The 19293-nt window shown below is 66.9% G+C and carries 15 protein-coding genes and 1 pseudogene; 7 read left to right on the top strand and 9 right to left on the bottom strand.

Annotation, left to right across the window (positions count from 1 at the left end; translation table 11 throughout):
• Window positions 1-583: 583 nt before the first annotated feature.
• Both GGQ91_RS03515 and GGQ91_RS03510 read left to right on the top strand, forming a co-directional pair.
• Window positions 584-3295 (top strand): bifunctional diguanylate cyclase/phosphodiesterase, encoded by a 2712-nt coding sequence (locus GGQ91_RS03515; RefSeq protein WP_182591348.1) that lies wholly within the window; start codon window positions 584-586, stop codon window positions 3293-3295.
• A gap of 290 nt (window positions 3296-3585) precedes the next feature.
• Window positions 3586-3717 (top strand): annotated as a pseudogene (locus GGQ91_RS03510) (transposase); the annotation flags it as partial.
• Window positions 3718-3822: 105 nt separating this feature from the next.
• Here GGQ91_RS03510 and GGQ91_RS03505 read toward each other — a convergent pair.
• The 3 genes from GGQ91_RS03505 to GGQ91_RS03495 all read right to left on the bottom strand — a co-directional run bounded on the left by GGQ91_RS03505 (window position 3823) and on the right by GGQ91_RS03495 (window position 6694).
• Window positions 3823-5508, bottom strand: coding sequence for a methyl-accepting chemotaxis protein (locus GGQ91_RS03505; protein ID WP_182591346.1), 1686 nt, complete (start codon window positions 5506-5508; stop codon window positions 3823-3825).
• Between the two features lie 432 nt (window positions 5509-5940).
• Window positions 5941-6330, bottom strand: coding sequence for a carboxymuconolactone decarboxylase family protein (locus GGQ91_RS03500; RefSeq protein WP_182591345.1), 390 nt, complete (start codon window positions 6328-6330; stop codon window positions 5941-5943).
• Complete coding sequence (locus GGQ91_RS03495; protein WP_043759986.1) at window positions 6266-6694, bottom strand: MerR family transcriptional regulator; 429 nt, start codon at window positions 6692-6694, stop codon at window positions 6266-6268. Before GGQ91_RS03495 ends, GGQ91_RS03500 begins: the two co-directional genes overlap by 65 nt.
• 457 nt (window positions 6695-7151) lie before the next feature.
• Here GGQ91_RS03495 and GGQ91_RS03490 point away from each other — a divergent pair, with 457 nt between their 5' ends.
• The 3 genes from GGQ91_RS03490 (at window position 7152) to GGQ91_RS03480 (ending at window position 11920) form a co-directional block, all read left to right on the top strand.
• Window positions 7152-9014 carry a putative bifunctional diguanylate cyclase/phosphodiesterase gene (locus GGQ91_RS03490; RefSeq protein ID WP_182591344.1) on the top strand — a complete coding sequence of 621 codons (1863 nt, stop codon included), beginning with the start codon at window positions 7152-7154 and terminating at the stop codon, window positions 9012-9014.
• A 1133-nt stretch (window positions 9015-10147) separates the two neighbouring features.
• Window positions 10148-10450: a hypothetical protein gene (locus GGQ91_RS03485; RefSeq protein ID WP_179697561.1), complete on the top strand. Its 303-nt coding sequence runs from the start codon at window positions 10148-10150 to the stop codon at window positions 10448-10450.
• A 162-nt stretch (window positions 10451-10612) separates the two neighbouring features.
• Entirely contained in the window at window positions 10613-11920 is a 1308-nt protein-coding gene (locus GGQ91_RS03480) for a TAXI family TRAP transporter solute-binding subunit (protein ID WP_343066749.1), read from the top strand.
• 75 nt (window positions 11921-11995) lie between these two features.
• On the opposite strand, the gene GGQ91_RS03475 is transcribed toward GGQ91_RS03480, so the two are convergent.
• Window positions 11996-12601, bottom strand: a complete 606-nt coding sequence (locus tag GGQ91_RS03475) for a hypothetical protein (RefSeq protein WP_091994905.1) — start codon at window positions 12599-12601, stop codon at window positions 11996-11998.
• Between the two features lie 155 nt (window positions 12602-12756).
• Window positions 12757-13260, bottom strand: a complete 504-nt coding sequence (locus GGQ91_RS03470; protein WP_182591340.1) for a DUF892 family protein — start codon at window positions 13258-13260, stop codon at window positions 12757-12759.
• 501 nt (window positions 13261-13761) lie between these two features.
• Between GGQ91_RS03470 and GGQ91_RS03465 the strand changes: the two genes are divergently transcribed.
• Together GGQ91_RS03465 and GGQ91_RS03460 are read left to right on the top strand one after the other, a co-directional pair.
• Window positions 13762-14211, top strand: coding sequence for a hypothetical protein (locus GGQ91_RS03465; RefSeq protein ID WP_182591338.1), 450 nt, complete (start codon window positions 13762-13764; stop codon window positions 14209-14211).
• 114 nt (window positions 14212-14325) lie between these two features.
• Complete coding sequence (locus tag GGQ91_RS03460) at window positions 14326-14751, top strand: phospholipase A2 family protein (RefSeq protein WP_053610318.1); 426 nt, start codon at window positions 14326-14328, stop codon at window positions 14749-14751.
• An 82-nt stretch (window positions 14752-14833) separates the two neighbouring features.
• On the opposite strand, the gene GGQ91_RS03455 is transcribed toward GGQ91_RS03460, so the two are convergent.
• From GGQ91_RS03455 to GGQ91_RS03440, 4 genes are all read right to left on the bottom strand, one after another.
• Window positions 14834-15187: a GCG_CRPN prefix-to-repeats domain-containing protein gene (locus GGQ91_RS03455; RefSeq protein WP_236961854.1), complete on the bottom strand. Its 354-nt coding sequence runs from the start codon at window positions 15185-15187 to the stop codon at window positions 14834-14836.
• A complete protein-coding gene (locus tag GGQ91_RS03450; RefSeq protein WP_182591337.1) occupies window positions 15184-16473 on the bottom strand; it encodes an AraC family transcriptional regulator in 1290 nt (429 codons plus the stop codon). The genes GGQ91_RS03455 and GGQ91_RS03450 overlap by 4 nt, the downstream gene beginning before the upstream one ends.
• A gap of 579 nt (window positions 16474-17052) precedes the next feature.
• Entirely contained in the window at window positions 17053-18540 is a 1488-nt protein-coding gene (locus GGQ91_RS03445) for a carbohydrate porin (RefSeq protein ID WP_182591331.1), read from the bottom strand.
• A 67-nt stretch (window positions 18541-18607) separates the two neighbouring features.
• Entirely contained in the window at window positions 18608-19270 is a 663-nt protein-coding gene (locus tag GGQ91_RS03440) for a fructose-specific PTS transporter subunit EIIC (RefSeq protein WP_343066754.1), read from the bottom strand.
• Window positions 19271-19293: the final 23 nt, after the last annotated feature.

Below are 19293 nucleotides of genomic sequence, written 5' to 3'. Positions count from 1 at the left end.
TGGCTGCTGCGTCGACAGCGACCACATCGTGGCACTCAGGTGCCGTCAGTCGGAGCGGGCGCCATCCACCCCATCTGCTTCCAGACGCACCGATGAAAAAGCGGACGCTGGTCGACACGCCTCGATGGTCGTTGCGGGCAATGTTCTGCCCGCGGCATAGAGCCTCGACCTTGCCCTCCAGCCCGCCTCCGCCGCATCCGGAAAACCGGACGACGGCATCGATGCTCCGGGCGTGCGACGCCGGAAGCTCACCACCGGCATTGTTGGGGCTGCGCTCTGCGAGCTGAGTCTAACGGTGGCTGCACTCGCGTCACGAGCGGTCGCGACAGCAGCGCGCCGGCGGTCGCTTGCCTGTTCGCGGCGCTCTACGGGCTCGGAAGTCTCAGTCTGGTCGAGGGTCGACGCTGTTCACACCGCCTCAACTTCGGGATGCCACGGTGAAGCTGCACGGATGGCAAGGCGCTTCGTCGAGCTTGTGTCAAACAACTGCCCAGACGGACGCTAAGCGGACATGCCTTCGACTTGGACGTTGCGAGGATCCTCCAGAGCGCGCCGGGCGATCCGATTGGCACGACATCCAACCTTGTCCGCAACGTCGCTTACGACTGCAGGCATCGTCCTTGCCGTGGTCCTCACCGGGGCCGGGATCCTCGTGGCGCAAAAGCTCTACGAGCTGGAGATCCGCAGCACCGAGCGAAGCCTTGTCAGCCTCACGACCCTGCTTTCCGAGCAGGCCGACAGGTCGATGCAGGCGATGGAGGTCATTCAGCTGGACGTGGCGAGGGAGCTTGCCAGCGCTCGATCGTCGGCCGACCGCTCGTTCGCGTCGCTTGGCTCGAGCACGGCCATGCACGACAAGCTCCGTGCCGGCGTCTCGGCCCTACCCCAGGTCAAGGAGATATCAATCATCGACCTCCAGGGCAGGACGATCAACTCCTCGATCGACCGGCCCGCAGATAAAGAATCGTCCCGTCCTTCTTTCCTCGAAGATCTCGGCCGTGATCCCTCCGAACGGAAGATTATCGTCGCCGGCACGGCCCGGCCGGACGGTTCGGGCCTGGATCTGATCGTCGCCCACCGCATCGCGGACATCGATGGCCAATCCGTCGGCTACATGATTGGAGCCGTAGACCTCCGCTACTTCGAGCGGCTCTATGCCAGGGTCTCCCCCGACGAGGCCGACGTCATCTCGTTCGTCCACACGGATCTGACCATGCTGGCACGCCATCCGCGTCCGCCCGGCGCGATCGGACGCAAGGTCCCGCCGCTCAAATGGATGCGGGTCCAAGGGGCGGAACGTCCAACCTCCGGCGTGGAACGCATGACGACACCGATCGACGGGCAGGATCGGATCGTCGCGGCCCAGCTCATGGAGCATTATCCGATCATCATGGGCACGAGCCGCACCATCTCGGCGACGCTGACCCCATGGCGGGCGCAGACCCTGCCCTTGACCGCGACGGTGGCGCTGCTCGTCGGCGGCGTGTTTTTCATCGTCAGGATCGCCAAGGCGCAGCTTCGCGCCCAAGAGCGCCTCGCCTCGTCCAGCGCGGCGCAGGCTGCCGCCGAGGAAAGGGCATCGGCGGACCGCCGCCTGCGGGACGAATACGCCCGGTTCGGGACCGCATTGGATAGCATGAGCCAGGGGGTGCTGCTGCTCGACCACGAGAGCAGGCTCGTCGTCCTGAACGCCCGCATGACCGAGCTGTTCGACATCCCGCCGCTCCTACGCGAAGCGGGTAGCCCTCTCGATGTCCTGCTCCGTCAGATCATCGCCTCCATGTCGAAGGCCGAGGGAGATCGACTGTCGGATATCCTCGCCGCCAGTGTGAGGGAGAGCCGCCCGGCGGCACTGGTCTGCGATCTGACCGACGGCCGCATCGTCGGCGTGACGACCGCAGCCGTGCCGAGTGGCGGCATCGTCTGCACCTTCGAGGACATCACGGAACGGCACCGCGCCCAGGCCATGATCGCCCATATGGCGCATCACGACGCGCTGACCGGGTTGCCGAACCGCGTCCTGTTGCAGGAAGCCACCGGTCGGCTGCTGGCCGAACGCGGGCGCACGCCGATGGATGGCGGCGGGGGGGCATTGCTCCTGCTCGACCTGGACGGCTTTAAACAGGTCAACGACGTCCACGGCCATCCCCTCGGCGATGCGCTGCTTCGGGCGGTCGCGGCGCGGCTCTCGGCTCTGATCGCCGCCCCCGACGTCCTGGCGCGCCTCGGCGGGGACGAGTTCGCCGTCGTGCGATTCGGGCAGGACGAAGAGGCGGATGCCGTTCGACTGGCCGAACGCATCGTCTCCGCTCTCGGAACCCCGTTCGTTATCGAGGGCGTCCACCTCTCGATCGGGACGAGCATCGGAGTGGCGCGGGCGGACGTGGCGGACGGCTCGCCCGAAACGCTACTGCGCAACGCCGACATCGCCCTTTACCGGGCCAAGGCCTCCGGCAGGCGCACATGGTGCCTCTACCAACCGCAGATGGAATGCGAGAACCGTGAACGGCGGCGGCTGGAGGAGGATCTCGGCTGTGCTCTGGAGAAGGGGCAGTTCGAGCTGCACTACCAACCCATCGTCGGAGCGGCGAGCCGCGCGGTGACCGGGTACGAGGCGCTGCTGCGCTGGCGCCATCCCACGCGCGGCCTCGTCCCGCCCGCCGCGTTCATTCCGATCTGCGAGGAGACCGGCCTCATCCGCGAGATCGGCTCGTGGGTCCTACAGCGCGCCTGCGAGGACGCCGCCGGTTGGCTGCCGGGCCTGCGCGTGGCCGTGAATCTCTCGGCCGTGCAGTTCCGAGAGAAGGAACTCGTCGCCGTGGTGGAACGCGCACTCGCACGTTCGGATCTGCCGGCGAAGCTGCTGGAGCTCGAGATCACCGAAAGCGTGCTCCTTCGGGACGACCTGACGAACCTGGAGATCCTGAAGGCTTTGCATCGGATGGGCGTGTCCATCATCATGGACGATTTCGGTACGGGCTACTCTTCGTTGAACTACATGCGTTGTTTCCCGTTCGACAAGATCAAGATCGACCAGACCTTCGTTCGGAACCTGTCGAATGGCAGCCAGGGCGTCGCCGTCATGCGCGCCGCCATCGCCCTGGGTCACGCGTTGGGCATCACGGTGCTCGCCGAGGGGGTTGAAACCGTCGAGGAGCGCGATTTCCTTGTCGCTGAGGGATGCGACGAGCTGCAGGGATACCTGTTCGGTCGACCAGAACGGATCATGGACGCGCGCCGTCGCTCAGTCGACCGTCACCCGCATGGTTCATTCCGGAACCGCCGCAGTGCATAAAAGTTGCTGCGGCGCACGTCTCAACACCGTGCAGCCCATTTGTGGGCGTTTCCTCCCTGACTTGGGCCGCTCCTTCGGGAGTGGCCTTTCTCTCATTACGTTGTTGCCGCCCTGAACGTCCGGGCGATTTGCGTACGCCTTTCACAAACCGACATTTACGGCTGGTCTCGACAATGGCTGTGGGGAAACGCCTGGGTTGTTAAGAGTGTCCGCCAGGGTGATAGGGCGGGATGGACGCTTCGTAATGGGCGCGGACCGGGGCTACGTCTCGGGCGAGGAGATCCAGGCCTGCGAGTCTCGACCGCGAGATCGCCGAGCGTGCTCGCGAGGACGAGATGGCGCGCAGGCTGATGACCATCCCAGGTATGGGTCCGATCACCGCCACGGCGCTGATCGCCCTAGCTCCTGCAGCCGAAACCTTCGAGCTGAGCGGGCGGCTTTAAGCCGATCCGCTTTCGTAAGGGGATGTGGCGAAGCGGACAGCATGGTTGAGGCCGTGCTCCTGAAAAGCACGGCCTCGTTAGGCTCTATGCCGCCCTCACGGTGGCTAGGAAGCGCGCAACCTCAGCACTGAGGTGCTCTGACTGGCGCGACAACTCCGAGGCCGCGCCGAGGACCTGGCTCGCCGCCGCGCCCGTCTCCTCGGCCGCACCGGCAACACCCGCGATGTTGCTTGTCACCTCACCGGTACCCTGCGCCGCCTGAGAGACATTCCTGACGATCTCCTGAGTCGCCGCACCCTGTTCCTCGACGGCTGCGGCGATCGAGGTCGCAACGCCGCTGATCTCGCGGATCCGTTCGGTGATCCCGGTGATCGACGTGACAGCTTGACCGGTCGAGGCCTGGATCTGAGCGATCTGACCCGATATCTCACCCGTCGCCTTGGCGGTCTGCTCAGCGAGCGCCTTCACCTCAGACGCCACGACCGCGAAGCCGCGCCCTGCCGCGCCGGCGCGCGCCGCCTCGATCGTCGCGTTCAGAGCCAGAAGGTTCGTCTGCCCAGCGATCGAGGAGATCATTGTGACCACATCGCCGATGCGCGACACCGCGGCGCTCAGCTCCTGAACAAGTCCGCCGGTCTGACCGGCCTCGGTAACAGCGGTCCGCGCGAGACCCGCCGAGCCGGCCACCTGCCGACCGATCTCCTGAACGGACGAACCGAGTTCCTCAGCGGCCGCAGCGACGGTGTTGACGTTCGAGGCGGCCTCCTCGGCGGCCGCGGCCACCGTGGTCGACTGGCTCGCCGTTTCCGTCGCCGTGGCGGTCATGGTCTGCGCGGTCGCCTGCAGCTCGGTCGCTGAGGACGACACCAGGCCGATGATGCCGCCGACGGCGGCCTCAAAGCTGTCGGCCATCTGCCGCATGCCGGCCTTGCGTTGTTCCTCGGCAGCCAAACGGGCCTGGGCAGTCTCTGCTTCAAGCTGCCGGGTGCGGATCAGGTTGTCCTTGAACACCTGTACGGCGGCGGCCATCGCGCCAAGCTCGTCGCGTCGGTCGGCCCCGGGAACCGTGACAGAGGTATCGCCGGCCGCGAGCGTGCCCATCGTGGCCGTCATGCGGGTGATCGGGTGCGCGACGCGGAGGAGGCTGAACAGCGTCGCTCCAAGCGCAAGGACAAGGGCGACGACCATCGCGACGTAGGTCACGCGTGCTGTTTCGTCGACGTTGGACACGGTCGTGTCCGCCTCGTCCTGAGCACCCTTTCGATTGAGGGCCACAGCTTGTGTGATGATCTGAGACAAGCCTGAGTAGAGCCTCACGATCTCAGGCTGCGTAATCTCGGTTAGCGCCTCCGGCTGGCGGCCTGCATCCATCAGCTCGACCGCATGCTTGCCGATGGCTCCGAATTCGGTCCACTCTTGCACGAACTGATCGTGGAGAGCGCGCTCCTGGGGCGAGGAGATAAGCGCTTCATAGCGTTTGCTGACCTGTTCAGCGGCTTCGATTGCCGACAAGTACTGCTTACGATGCTCGGCCAGTTGCTGTGTGTCACGCGTCGCGGCTACGAGCCGGTACTGGCGCACGCGAGCCTTATCGACGGCTGAGTTCAGCTCGCCGAGCGTTTGAACGGAGGGCAGCCAGTTGCCTGCGACTTCGGTCGCACTGTGACGGATCGCGCTGAGCTTGAGCAGCGTGAGGGCACTTTCGCCGGCTATAATGACTGCCAGTAAAGCAAAAAGGCCGGCAAGCGCGGCCTTGATCGAGATACGCATCGATGATCCGGCGGATAGTGGAACGCTACGAGGCGTCCGATGGCATACCATCCAGCAAGGGTTACCACCTGCCTAAACGGCTACGGGTATCGCGCAACCGTGAGATCTGTTTCTGCCGACAGGGTCGGCTCGACTGAAGGGCCGGATGCGGTATCACAGTGTAGATCACGGTTGCTCGCTCTCGAAGAACGACACGAGCAAGCTCGGCATGCGTCTAGGCCCGCAATCCCCCTGAGCCGACTTTGTGTGGCAGCCGGCGACTGACGGCTTTCAAGAAGCCCGGGACATGTCCATGACGCCCGATCTGGGTTGTTATAGGAATGGCGGCTTTCGGTGATTTTCCGCTGGTCCGCTTTCGGGCGACAAACGCTTCGAAGCGGACCTCGTTATGACGTTTGCGTTCGACCCGCCGCAATCACATCGGTCGGCGCATCATTTCGCGAATACCTCCTTGGCAGCGAACAGGCCATTGAGTGCCGCAGGAAATCCTGCGTAGACGGCCATCTGCATAATGATCTCGGTGATTTCTTCGCGCGAGAGACCAACATTAAGGCCCGCCGCGATGTGAACCTTGAGCTGCGGGGCCGCGTTGCCCATCGCTGTCAGAGCCGCGATGGTGGCGATCTCGCGGGCGCGCAGGTCGAGGCCGGGGCGGCTGTAGATGTCGCCGAAGGGGAACTCGAGCAGGTAGGTCGCGAAGTCGGGGGCAATGTCGGCGAGCGAGGCGACGACCTTCTCTCCGGCCTCGCCGTCGATCTCAGCGAGTGCCCGTCGTCCGCGTTCGAGCCGGCTTTCGCTGCCGCTGTGGGGGAATTTCGTCATAGGCCTGTGTCCTCTCGTCCGGACCGGCGTAGCCGGTGATCTTGGTGTCGAGGACGAGGAGGCAGGCTTGCAGGTCAGCCACGTGGGCGCGGACGCGCTCGCGGTGCTGCTCCAGCATGTCCCGGCGCTCAGCCTCGGTGACGACGCCGCTCTCCCGCAAGGCTGCGTAGCGCAGCATCTCCCGGATCGGCATTCCAGTCGTCTTGAGACGGCCAAGGAACGCGATCCAGATCAGGATCGATGCGTCGTAGTCACGTTGGCTCGATTGGTCCCGGTCGGCATAGGGAAGCAGTCCGATCCGCTCGTAATAGCGGATGGTGTGAGCGGACAGTCCCGAACGCTTCGCCAGTTCGCCAATCTTCATGAGCACCGTTCTCGCCACGACGCATCTGAGGCTAGGAGTTGGAGTGCGCTCTAAGTCAAGGCCCTATCCAGCCGCTATGTCTCGGTTCGCGCCATACCGCGAGCCAAGGTCGATGGGTTCCTGCAAAGGACCGCTTTCGGAAAAACCTAACAACGGCCTGCACGGCCGGCTTGGGTCGCTTCCGGAATGGCTTGGGGTGAATTTCAGCCCTTCCGCTTCCTTTACTGAGCACGGCAAATGCATACGACCGGATGGGTCCCGCTCCCGACACTGCAGCGCTTGCCGGTGCGCATCGTGCAGAGGCCGGCCCGTGATACAATCGGACAAGCTGTAGTGAGCGCCTGTCTTTGGTTCGCTAAGTTGATGATTGTAAGTGCATATGCCCATCGAGTAGGCAGCTAATAAATTAAGATATCTATCTTATCGTATGCCAAATTCAACACGCTGACCGCATTCCATGTCTGCTCTCGATGCTTGGGAATTACCAACCTCTTGTGGCATTTGGTGTTGGTATTCCAATGCCACAGCTACCTTCGTGCCGTGGCTTAGTCAGTCCTCTGTGCCGCACGAGCAACTGATTGAACAAAATCGACGCTTCGATGCAGCCTTGGAGAATATGAACCAAGGCCTGTGCATGTTCGATGCGGATCGACGTTTGTTGGTCTGGAACAAGAGATATCTGGAGATCTTCGGACTTGCGACAGACCATTTGCATGTCGGAATGAGCCAGCGACAGATCATCGAGATCTTGGTTGACCTCGGACGTTACGCAGCTGGCACCACGGTCGATGCTCTGAGTGAAGGCACTCGGACCTCGCTTATCGAGGGGCAGGCTACGTCAATCCTGCGGGAGCTCGCGGATGGGCGAACGGTCTCAGCGACTCACAGGGCGATGAGCGGCGGCGGGTGGGTCGCAACCTTCGAGGATGTGACTGAGCGCCGCCGCAACGAAGACCGTATCACCTACATGGCGCGGCACGACGCCCTGACCGATTTGCCCAACCGCATGGCCTTGCATGAGTTTGGCAACGGAATGCTGGGGCAGCCTATGCCGGGTCGTTCCCTCGCCGTGCTGTGTCTCGACCTTGATCGGTTCAAGCTCGTCAACGATGGGTTCGGCCACGCGGTGGGCGACCAACTTCTACGGTGTGTCGCTCAGCGGCTTCAGCGAGAAGTTCGTGAAGGGACTACCGTCGCGCGGATGGGGGGAGACGAGTTCGTCGTCCTGCACCGGGTCAAGGACCTGAAGGCGGCGGAAGCGCTGGCGCGGCGACTGATCGCGTCAGTCAGCGCGCCCTACGAGCTCGACGGATTGCGGGTTGAGATCGGTATGAGTGCCGGAATTGTGTTGTCCGGCGAGATGGATCGTGACGTCACTCAGCTTCTGCAGAACGCCGATCTGGCGCTCTACCAAGCAAAATCGGACGGGCGGGGGACGTTTCGGGTCTTCGAACCCCAGATGGACGAAAGCGCACGAGCCCGCCTCAACTTGGAGCGGGAACTGCGCGAGGCGCTGACCAATGAGCGCTTTGAGGTGCACTACCAGCCGCTCGTCAAACTCAGCAGCAACGACGTGACTGGCGTTGAAGCCCTGGTTCGGTGGCGGCACGCCGAGCGGGGCCTCGTGAGCCCTGCGGTGTTCATTCCCATCGCAGAAGAAACTGGCTTGATCGTACCGTTGGGCGAGTGGGTGTTGCGGCGGGCGTGCGAGGATGCCAAGCGATGGCCCGCTCACGTCGGGGTCGCGGTCAACGTATCGGCCCATCAGCTGCGCCAGCGCAACTTCGCGACGATGGTGTTCTCGATTCTATCAGAAAGCGGCCTCGATCCGAGTCGGCTCGAACTGGAAATCACCGAGAGCGTACTTCTGGAAGAAACCGATGCGAACCTTGAGACACTGCACGTCTTGCGCAGTTTTGGTATCCGCATCGCCATGGACGACTTCGGCACCGGCTACTCCAGTATCAGCTACCTGCGCCGGTTCCCCTTTGACAAGATCAAGATTGATCGGTCCTTCGTGCGCGAGATCGGCGAGAAACCCGAGGCGGCCGCGATCATTCGGGCTATTATCGGTCTCGGCCAGAGCCTCAATATGACGACCCTTGTGGAGGGTATCGAGACGGACATCCAGCGTAACGCTGTCCTCTCCGAGGGGGCTCATGAGATGCAGGGCTTTCTGTTCAGTCCTCCGCGCCCTGCGCAGGAAGTCGATGCCCTATTTAAAGTCGAGCATTCCAAGAATAAGGTGGCGCAAGTATCGCGGAAAAATTCAATTTTACCACGCGAGAGCCCGGTGCCGGATCTATGCGCCATGAGGTGACTCATTCGATTGACCAGGAACGCCGAGGCGACCCTATCGCGAGGAACGGATGGCGAAGCCCGGAGGCGTTCACGCCGAGTTCGACCTCCGCCAGCTGAAAGCTGCGTAGCGCAATTGCGAGGCCGTCGCCAAAGTCAGCCAATTCAGTGTCACTGATCCGCAACACGGCAGCGGGGGTGTCTGCTAACAGGACAGCAACGCGTGTCACGACATGACCGCATCGGGTCGCAACCGAAACACCGGCCTCGCGATGAAGCGGACGTCACCGTTCCGCCCGCTCACGACCGATTTCGTTGAAAAACTCGCGGTCGGCCTGGATTGAGATTTGACCCGAGGCTTGGCCGAGGGGCTCCCGCCAGACGGTCAGGCTAGATCACGGCGCGAGGCTCCCGCTTCGATGGCCGTCACGACGCGTTCACGCAGATCGGCGGACAGGGCATCCGGCTCTCCTGATCAGAAAGCCGTGCATCGAATCACATCTCCGTCCGTGCCAAAACCCCAGGCGACTCAACTCGCTCGGATCGCGCTCTAGGGTGGAACCGAGCAGTTGCAGGGCTCCGCGCCAACGCTATGCACATTCCATTATACCCTCCGCTGCGTGTCCGGGGCGGATTTGGCGGAGTGTCGAGGAACTTGGCCGGAAGTGCGGAGCGTCCCCCTTCTCCGCCAGTCGTCCCCCTGAAGTGCTCTGTGGATCCGGCCGTGTCGCGGTGCGTGGTGGCCGGGGTGATGCTCTGCCGCACATCGTCGAACGGCTTGCGCCGGCTCAGATCGGGCGCCTGCGCCGGGCGGCTCCGGTGACATTCGTCACGGTCGCCGCTCGTCCGATCCGCGCCTCGGCCTGAGATCCGGAGAGGCGGCCCTCGCCACGCCCGGAGGGCCGCACATCGGCCATGAGGCCCGCCCCGAACGCCGCGGCGGGAAATGGCCGCTTCGCGCAAGCCGCCAGCTCGATCTCCACATCAGGTCGGGCGTTCGGCGTGCGCGGGACTTCGTGGGTCGTCTCCCAGGACACATCGCCGAATACGGCGCGCGTTGAGTGCAGTCCCTGTCCGGTTCGGTCAAGGAGCGCCCGCCGAGACGGGCTATGTGGGCGGAGTATCGTCCGTTCAGCGGCTGCCGAGGAGGTCGCCATGGCGTTTTCACCGTTTTCACGGGCCGGGGCCGCCCTCCTGATGCTCGCCCTTCCCGGCGGAGTCGCGGGTGCGGCCACCCGCGGGGAAGCGCAGATCCGCCTCGCGCAGGGTGGCATCGCCATCCCCAGCGAGGCGCAGCTCAACCGCCTCGAACGCGAGGCGATCACCACGCCTCCCCTCGATGTGAGCGATCCTCCGCCGGGCGTCGAACCGGGCACGCAGAGGCGGCATCGAGACCCGCGGGATCGCCGCAACGACCGCAGGCTCCCGGGGGAGGGGGGCGCCTGCGAGGCGTGCTGAACGGTTCCGGCCGGCGCCTCCGCGCGACACGCCCCCGGTCCGAAATCCCGGTGTGAGGTCACGATGCAGGATGCCAAGCCTGTCGCTGTCGATCCCGACCGGACGGGATCGGAAAGCCCGCGGCACCGCGCCAAGCCGCCCCGGCGGTGGAGCCGGGCGCTCGTGGCCGTCGCCATCCTGCTCGTGGCCGCCGGCGCGTTCGCGGTTGCGCATGTCTGGTCGCCGCACGCTAACCTGCGCATCACGCTCGGCCCCCCCGGCAGCACGGCCGAGCGGTTCATCACGGCCTTCGTGTCCGTCTCCCGGGTGCAGCATCCCCGCGTCAATCTCGACCTCGTGCGGGTCGACGACCTCGCGGGGAGCGCCAAGGCTCTGGAGGAGCGCCGGACCGATCTCGCCATCGTGCGCAGCGACGCGGGGGCACCCGCCAACGCACAGACCATCGTCATCCTGCGCCGGGACGTGGTCGCCTTGATCGTGCCCCCGCACAACCCTGTCACCTCGGTCGCCAACCTGGCGGGCAAGACCGTCGGCCTCGTGGCCGGGCCGCTGCAAGACACCAACACGCGTGTCCTCGACATGGTGCTGAGCTACTTCAACATCCCCGCCAAGGATGTCGGCAGGGCCATTCTTCCGATCGACGCGCTGGCCCAGGCCGTCCGGCAGAAGAAGGTGGCGGCCATCCTGGCGGTCGGTCCCATGGCGCCGGGCGAGATCGTCGATGGGGTCGCCGCCGTCGCGCGCGCCACGAAGGGCACGCCGGGCATCCTCGCGCTCGACGAGGCGGAGGCGATCGGCAAGCGGTTCCCCGGCTTCGAGGCGATCGACGTGCCCGTGGGGGCGTTCCGGGCGCGTCCCGCCACGCCCAGCGAGTCGGTCACGACGCTGGCGGTCACCTATCGGTTCGCCGCCTCGGAGCTGATGCCCAACGTCGTCGCGGCCGCCATCGCCCGGTCGATCCTGACCACAAAGGCCAAGCTCACGGCCGTGACGCCGCTCGCCGCGCAGATCGAGGCGCCCGATCCGGACGACAAGAGCCCGATCCTGCCCGTCCATCCGGGGGTCGCGTCCTATCTCAGCAACGGGGACCAGAGCTTCTTCGACCAAGCCCAGCAATATCTCTATCTCGGCGGCGTGGTGATCAGCCTCGCCGGATCGCTCCTCGCCGCCGCCTCGGCGGGCTGGGCCCGGCGCCGATCGGAGGCGGAATGGCGCCCGGTCCGGCGCCTGGTCGAGATTGCCGACGCGGCGCCCGGCGCCGACCGTGCGGAGCTCGCCGCCCTGGAGGGCGAATTCCGGGCGATCGTCTCGGCGATGCTGGGCTGCACCACCGGGGCTGTCAGCACCGACTGCCTGTCGGCCTTCGCGACGGCCCTGGCCCATGCGCGCGACGCCCTCGACCGCCGGCGCGCAAGCCTCGGCCCCGAGACGGCGCTCCCGTCCGCACCGACGCTCGTGGTCGCCCATTGACGGCGGGCCCGGGCCCGGGCGGTGGCTCGGGCCGGCTGCGGCCGGCGATCGAGCGACCGAAGCCGTGAAGGCGCTCTAGCGCGCCGCCGGCGTGCGGAGGAGCAGGACGCGCAGGCGACCGCCGCCCAGCACGCGGCCGATCTCCCGGTAGGCGAAATACGGGAGCAGCGCCACGAACATCACCCAGGCGAAGGTGAGCACGCCCCGCGGGCCGCCGGCCATCTCCGGAAGAACGGTGCCCGGCGCCTTCCCGTGCCAGGCCCCCACCAGCACCTCTTCGAGTCCGTAGGCCGCCACCAGGACGGCGGTGAACAGAAGGGAGCGGTACAGGATCCCGTAGACGAGGGGGCCGCGCGTGATGCGCCGGCCGAGACGGAGGGATCCGAGCTTCGCCGCCTCGGCGATCAGCATGAACTTGGCCAGGACCAGGGCGTTGATCAGCCCGAGCGCATAGAAGTGATAGCTCGGATAGTGCGGGATATCCTGATCGACCCGTGCGTAGATGTTGATGCTGAACAGGATCAGGGTACCGAAAACGACGATCAGGTAGATCGCGAAGGCCAGGTAGCGCTTCGCTTCGGCGGCGGCCCGACGTCCCAGGGATCGGGACTTGGCGCGCCCGTCGGCACCCGGCAGCTCCCGCGGGGCAGGGGCAGGGGCAGGGGCAGGGGCAGCCGCCATCGCCTCTCGAGACGTGACAGGGGGCATGGCTCGTTCTCCGCGGCTCCCGTGCGCCCATGGTCCGCGCGCCGGGCGCGTGGACCATGGGCCGGTTCCGCATGCGCGCCCGAAGCCCCGGACCGGGCTGCCCGGTCCGGGGTCTGACGGGCCGCGGGTCAGGCCGCGAGCTTGACGGCGTGCTTGCTCTCGATCGTCCGCCGGATCAGGCGACGGGTCCGCTCGGTGAAGGCCATCTTGTCCGCCAGGCAGCTCTCCAGCAGGACGCCGACCCCGAAGTGACCGCTCACATCGGCCATGGCGACGAGGGCGACATACTCGGCGATGCGCAGATGCATCAGGTGATTGGCCTTGATCAGGATGAACAGGGCCTTGGCGGCCGGGGCCTGGATCTCGGCCAGCTCGCGCCGGAAGTCTTCGAGGAAGACTTCTTGAAGCCGACCGTTGGAGGCAATCGGTTTCTCGCCGATCAGCTGAAAGCAGCGATCGAGCGACTTGACCGTCTTCTCTTGGATGAAGGCGCGTGACTGGAGCGCCTCTTGGATGGCCGGATCCTGCGTGGCTTGGCCCAGCTCCTCGTAAATCTTCGTCGCGCGCTCCGCGTGATGCCGCGCATCGCTCAACATGCGCACGAAAAGCTCCTTCGGTGACTTGATCGGCATGGTCATCTCCTCACGCTGCATCGTGATCAACCGAGGCATCTCTCAAATGCCGAGACCGCTTCGCGCGTCCTTGAGCGGACCGGAGGCAGCGTTCTTCCGATCGCCGGGATGTGCGGAACGCGCCGACCGCTAGGAAGCCCGATCGGTCGCGCCCTGACCGGGCACGCAAGGTCAGTTCCCTGCCTCGCCTCACCGCACCGAAGCGGAGGGCCCATTATGCAGTCGCGGCGATCCCATGCTTGATCGGGGAAGACACCGGCCGCCGGCGCGATTGACAACGGCTTCGGGCCGCCTGGGCGCCGGACGGAAGCGACGTTCAGGATGGAACGCTGCGGTCGGAGCGGCGCAACGCGGCTGCGCCGGTTCACCGGCACGCGAGTCCCCGCGGATCAAGCGGCGTCGGCAGCTCGGCGTACGGTACGGCCGAGACGTGTCCGAGGGGCCGCAGGGCTTCGCGTCCGGCGCCCCTCGGCAGGTCGTTCTCCTGAACGGAGATCATCCATGAGAACTCTGCAGATTGCGTCGGTGGCCTGTGCCGCCCTGATCATGAGCGGCATGGTGGCCGAAGCGCGTGGCTTCTACGGCGGCCGGGGAGGCTTCCGCGGCGGTGGTTTCCGCGCCGGCGGCGTCCAGGGCGTCCGGGTCGGCGGCTATCGCGGGGGGGTGGGCTATCGCGGCCGCTACGGCGCGGTCGGCCGCTACGGCGCGGTCGGCCGCTACGGCGCGGTCGGCCGTTACGGCGCGGTCGGCCGCTATGGGGCGGTCGGCCGATATGGCGGGGTTGGCCGTTACGGATACGGATATGGCCGCTACGGCGTCCGTCCCTACGGCTACGGCCTGGGCGCGGCTGCCGTGGGCGCTGCCGCCGCCACCGGATACGGTGCCACCTACGGCCGCTGCGGACCCTACGCCTATTACGATGCCTATGCGGGCGTCTGCCGCCCGTATTGATCCTGCCGCGAGAGGGTCGAGGCCGGCAGACCCCGACCCCCAACCCCCGATCATCCGGCCCGAGCCGGCGGCCCGCCCCGGCAGAGTGGCCCCAGAATGGGTTCGGCCCAAGCCATGACCTTTCGAATCGTCGCCCCGCTCCTCCTCGCCGCCTGCCTGAGCGCACCCGCCCTGGCGCAGCCGTCCGGCTTGCAGCAGCCTGCGGCGCTCATTCACGGCAACTATTGTGGCCTCGGCAGCAATGCTCCGTTGCCGCCCGTCGATGCGCTCGATGCCGCCTGTGCGCGTCATGACGCCTGCACCCCCGTCGGCGGATTGCCGTCACGGGCCTGCAATCTGCGGCTTCAATGGGAGACGGACCGCATCGCGCGCGATCTGCGGCAGCCGGACGATATCCGCGCCCTGGCGGGCTTCATCGCAGCCGGGGCCGCGATCTTGCCGTTCGACCCGAATGCCCCGGTGGCCGTGCGGATTCCGGCCTCCGTGCGCTACGACGTTCCTCCGGCTCGCGTCCATCGGGCCGTCTACCGCGCCTATTAGGGCACGACCTCCGGTTGCGTCGGCCGGACAAGGCTGCGGGGCAGCCAAGTCCGGCCGGCGCGGTTAAGTCTGGCCGGCGCGGTCAGCGGCGGAAGCCGCCCCGGAACCCGCCGACGCGCCGTCCGTAAACGGCGCGGCCCCCGTATACGCGGCCCCCCCGATACACCCGCGCACCCCGATAGACGGCACCGCCCCGGTATCCGTAGCGGGCGCCGCCGCGGTATCCGTACACGCCGCCACCCCGGGGCCCGTAGTAGCCCGGTGCGCCGGAGACGTTCGGTCGGCAGGCGCCGTAGGGGCCCCGATGAAATCCGGGCCCACAGCCGCCGGCGGCCTGCGCGGCCGCAATGCCGAGTCCGCCCGAGCCGATGGGAGGCAGGCCCAGCATGGCAGCCAGGGTGAGGGCTGCGAGCGAGATGGTCCGTGTCGCTTTCATCGGGATCTCCTGAATTCGCCGGGTGATGCCATGCAATCCGGATTCTTGTGCTCGATTGACCAATGCTGTCTGCCGTCCATGGGAAAGCGGTCGTCCGGCGATTGCGGCCTTGGCGCCCAAGGGCGGCCTGAAAGGCCGGTCCGTTCCGTCCATTCAGGAAGGGGTACGGGATCGGGCGGCCCCGGATCGGCTGCCGCATCCGGAGGCCGGCTCCCACGCCTCCAGATGCTCGGCGTCGTACCGGACCAGCGTCTGAACGCGTGCGTGAAGGCGGCGGCTTCGGAAAAGCCCAGACAGGCCGAGATCTGCGCCAGCGTCATGTTGGTATCGGCCAGGAGCTGCTGCGCCGTCTCGAACCGGATCTGGGTGGCCACCGACCGGAAGCTCGTGCCTTCGGCCCTCAGGCGGCGGCTGAGGGTGCGCCGATGCACCGCCAGATGGCGCGCGACGGCTTGGCCGGACCACGGATCCTGGATGAACTCCGCGCGGAGCAGCCGCCGCAACCGGTCCGACATCGGGAGCGGAGCTGCCGCCCCGACCTGTCGGATGCGGCCTTCGGCGATCCGGTGTGCCGTCCGATCTGCGCCCGGGACCGGTTGCTCCAGAAGGCGCGCCGGAAAGGCGAGGGCCGCCCATTCCTGATCGAACCTGACGGGCGCGCGGAAGAAGTGCCAATAGGGATCGGTCTGCTCCGGCGGTGCCCGCGGCAGCAGAAGCTCCGACGGGGACCAGCGGGCGCCGCACAGGGCGCGCACGATATTGACGACGGTGGCGAGCGCCCCCTCCGCCTGCAGGCCCACTGCCGTCGCGCCAGTCTCGTAGGGAAAGTAATGAAGCAGCGCCAAGTCGGCCTCGACGAAGAGTCGGACCGCCGAGCCGCAGGTCCAGGCCCAGGGCCGGGTCTCCAGCACATGGAGGGCGTCGCCGATGGTCGCCGCGTTCCGGATCAGGATGTTGCTGGGCCCGAGCTTGGCGAGGGCAATGCGCTGCCCCACCAGCAGGCCGAGATGGCCGCACCGCGTGCGGTTCGCCCCCAACTGGAGCACGCGGCCGAGCGCGGCGTTCGAGATCGGGCTGGCATCGTCTCCGGACGCCCAGCGATCGCAACCGGCCTCGCGCAGGATGTGGACGGGATCGGCGCCGAGTTCCCGGAGAGCGGCACGGGTCGCGCTCGCGACGCCGCCATGAACGGTTTCGACGGAGGGGGAAAGATCCGCATCCGATGGGTGGAAGAATTCGAGACTGTCACAAGAGTCTTCGCACACGAGAGCGAGGCGACTGGTCATTGCACAAATCCCATTTCTCCAATTCGGGCTCAATTCAAAATCTTGCCCTCCCGGCGGCATTGCGCTGGATCAATATTGTCAAAAAATCTGTGACATGTTTTGAATATGCAACTAAAATGCAGTATTCATGAAGGTTTTTGTCCGGGTACAGGTGGTCGATCGGCGTTTTCGCAATCGTGTGTCGGTATCTGCGGCTCCGGCCATGTCGCGCACGGCGCGGCGTGGTGCACGGCGGCGGGGAAGGCCTGGCTCCCGCCCTCTCCGGAGAACAACGCGGCCGAGATCCGGGTGACGGACCGGGAACGGCGGGCGGCCTCGCGCGGGGCGATGCCGACCCGGCGCCGCGCCTCCACCCGCAGCCACGCCTCGGCCCGCAGGCCATCGCGCTCACCGGCGGGACGACGGGCAAGGCGACGGACAAGTCGACGGACAAGCCGACGGGCGTGATGCAGCCCTATCCCGCCTGGAAACACCGACATCGCGGCCCGCGGGATCGACATGCGCGCGCCGGAGAACCTGCCGGGCCCAGACGCCGCCGGCCTGCGCGATGCTGGGCCGACCGGGACACCCGGCCGGCGGTCACCGGCTGCCGCGACCGCGCGCGAGCCCCGCCAGGGTGAACAGATCGATCGACAGCTTGGCGCCGACCACGAAGGCGTCGGGGATGGTCTTGCGGTAGAATGGGAACCGGGTCTGGTCCGGATCGACGATGTATTGCAGGTTCGGCGTCAGCCGGATCGCCGGATTGACCTGGATGCCGTAGTTCAGCTCCATCATCACCTGCTGCGTCGGGATCTTGCGGAACAGGCCGAGCGTGCCCTGCGCCAGGGCGATGTTGGACAGGGCGAGCCGGCCGAAGGCCTGCGTGTTGATGACGAAGCCGACCGTATCGAACGGCCGGCCCGCGAAGGTGCCGGTCTGCAGGGCGCCGATCTCCAGGAAGTGGTCCTCGACGAGCCGGCCCGAGGTGCCGGCCATCGCGACGCCGAATAGCGTCAGGCCCTGGATCGCCTTCGGATCCGGCCGCCACACCATCTGGTCGAACCGGGCGTAGACACCCGAGCGGCCGAACCGGGTCATCGCCGGCAGGCCGGTGAGCACCGCGGGCTGCCCGGTCACGTCGCGCACCGGATCGGCGTAATCCGAGGCGTCGTACCAGCCGCCGATTCCGTAATTGCGGGGCAGCACGTCGTTGGCGAAGGTGGTCGTGTAGCCGAGTTCGAACGGCACGATGGCGCCCGTCGCGCCCTCGAGCGAGAAATCGAGGCCGTTGTCGCCCGGCTGCTGATGTCGCGGGTTCACCTCGTAGGCGCCGACATGGAAAAACGTCGTGTCGGTGAGCCACGCCCTGGCATGCGCTCCCCAGCTGGAGACCGGCCAGAAGGTGAAATTCGAGGTCTTGAACACGAAGGTCGGGTTGCCGCAGGCTGAATTAGACTGGAAGTTGCAGTAGAACGGCGAGTTCAGGAAGCTGATATTGGCGACCAAGCGGCCGACCTCGACGTCGAGACGATTGTCGAACAGCTTCTGCTGGTAGGAGAGCAGCGTCAGCCGGGTGGTCTGGCCGCCGCCGTAGATCTCCTGCACGCTGGTGTTGTTGCCGATGACATCGTTCGACAGGCTGCGTCCGTGCCGGTTCGTCACCGCCACGTGGAATGCGCCGCCCTCGATCCCGGCGAGGCGCTGCAGGTCGCCGTCGATGCCGAGGACGAGCTGGCCGGCATAAGCCGCGCCCTGCCGCAGGCCGCCGACCGGGTTGATCGCCCCTTGCCCGGTGTAATTGGCCAGGAGACTGAGGCCGTTGCCGGGATCCAGGGTGCCGGGCGGCAGGGTCGGCGGCGTCGCGGTCTGCCCGAGCGTGTCGGCGGCGCCGGCCGCGCTGTCGGCCCCGTCGGAGCCCGGGCCGTCCGATCGCGGCGGCGGGCGGCTGGCCCGGCGCCGCAGCACCGGGCCGACGGCCGTGGCCGGCACGGCGCGGCCGGCCCCCGCCTCCTGGCTCCATCCGGGGTGCGGCAGCGCCAAGCCCAACGCGAGCGCGAGCGCGGCGCGCGTCGCCAAACCCTTCATGACGGATCCCCCCGTGACGCTCTGTGGTGTCCGGGCCCGGTCGTGCGCCGGGCTCCGGATCGGGGCCTCAGCCTGGGCGCTTCTTGATGAGGCCCACCGTGAGCGCGGTGACCAGGGTGCCGGCGGCGAGCGCCAGGACGGCGCCCGGCAGGTTCGTGACGGCGTTCGGGATCGGCAGGACGAACAGGCCGCCATGCGGCACCTTCAGGGTCACGCCGAGGGTGAGCGCCAGGGCGCCCGCCACCGCGGACCCCGCGACCAGAGACGGGATCACCCGGAGGGGGTCGGCCGCCGCGAAGGGGATCGCCCCCTCGGTGATGAAGGCCGCCCCCAGCACGGCGGCGGCGCCGCCGGCCTCGCGCTCGGCTTGCGTGAACCGGGCCGGGAACAGGCGGGTCGCCAAGGCGAGGCCCAGCGGCGGGGTCATCCCGCCGAGCATCACCGCCGCCATGGGCGCGTCGACGCCGGAGGAGAGCAGGGCCGCCGCCGAGGCGTAGGCAGCCTTGTTGATCGGGCCGCCCATGTCGACCGCCATCATGCCGCCGAGGACGAGCCCGAGCACCAGGGCGCTCGCGCCCTGCATGCCCTTGAGCCAGGTCGTGAGCGCCGACAGCACCGCCGCGACCGGCACGCCGACCACGTAGATCATCAGGAGGCCGGTGATCGTGGTGGCGAGGAGCGGCAGGATCAGGACCGGCTTCAGGCCCTCGAGGTTCCTGGGCAGCCGGATATGCGTGTTGAGGAAGCGGGCGG

It is taken from the genome of Methylobacterium fujisawaense (assembly GCF_014138435.1).
Classification (GTDB): domain Bacteria; phylum Pseudomonadota; class Alphaproteobacteria; order Rhizobiales; family Beijerinckiaceae; genus Methylobacterium; species Methylobacterium fujisawaense.
Note: the sequence above shows the minus strand (reverse complement) of the source record. Positions and strands in the feature narration are given on the sequence as shown.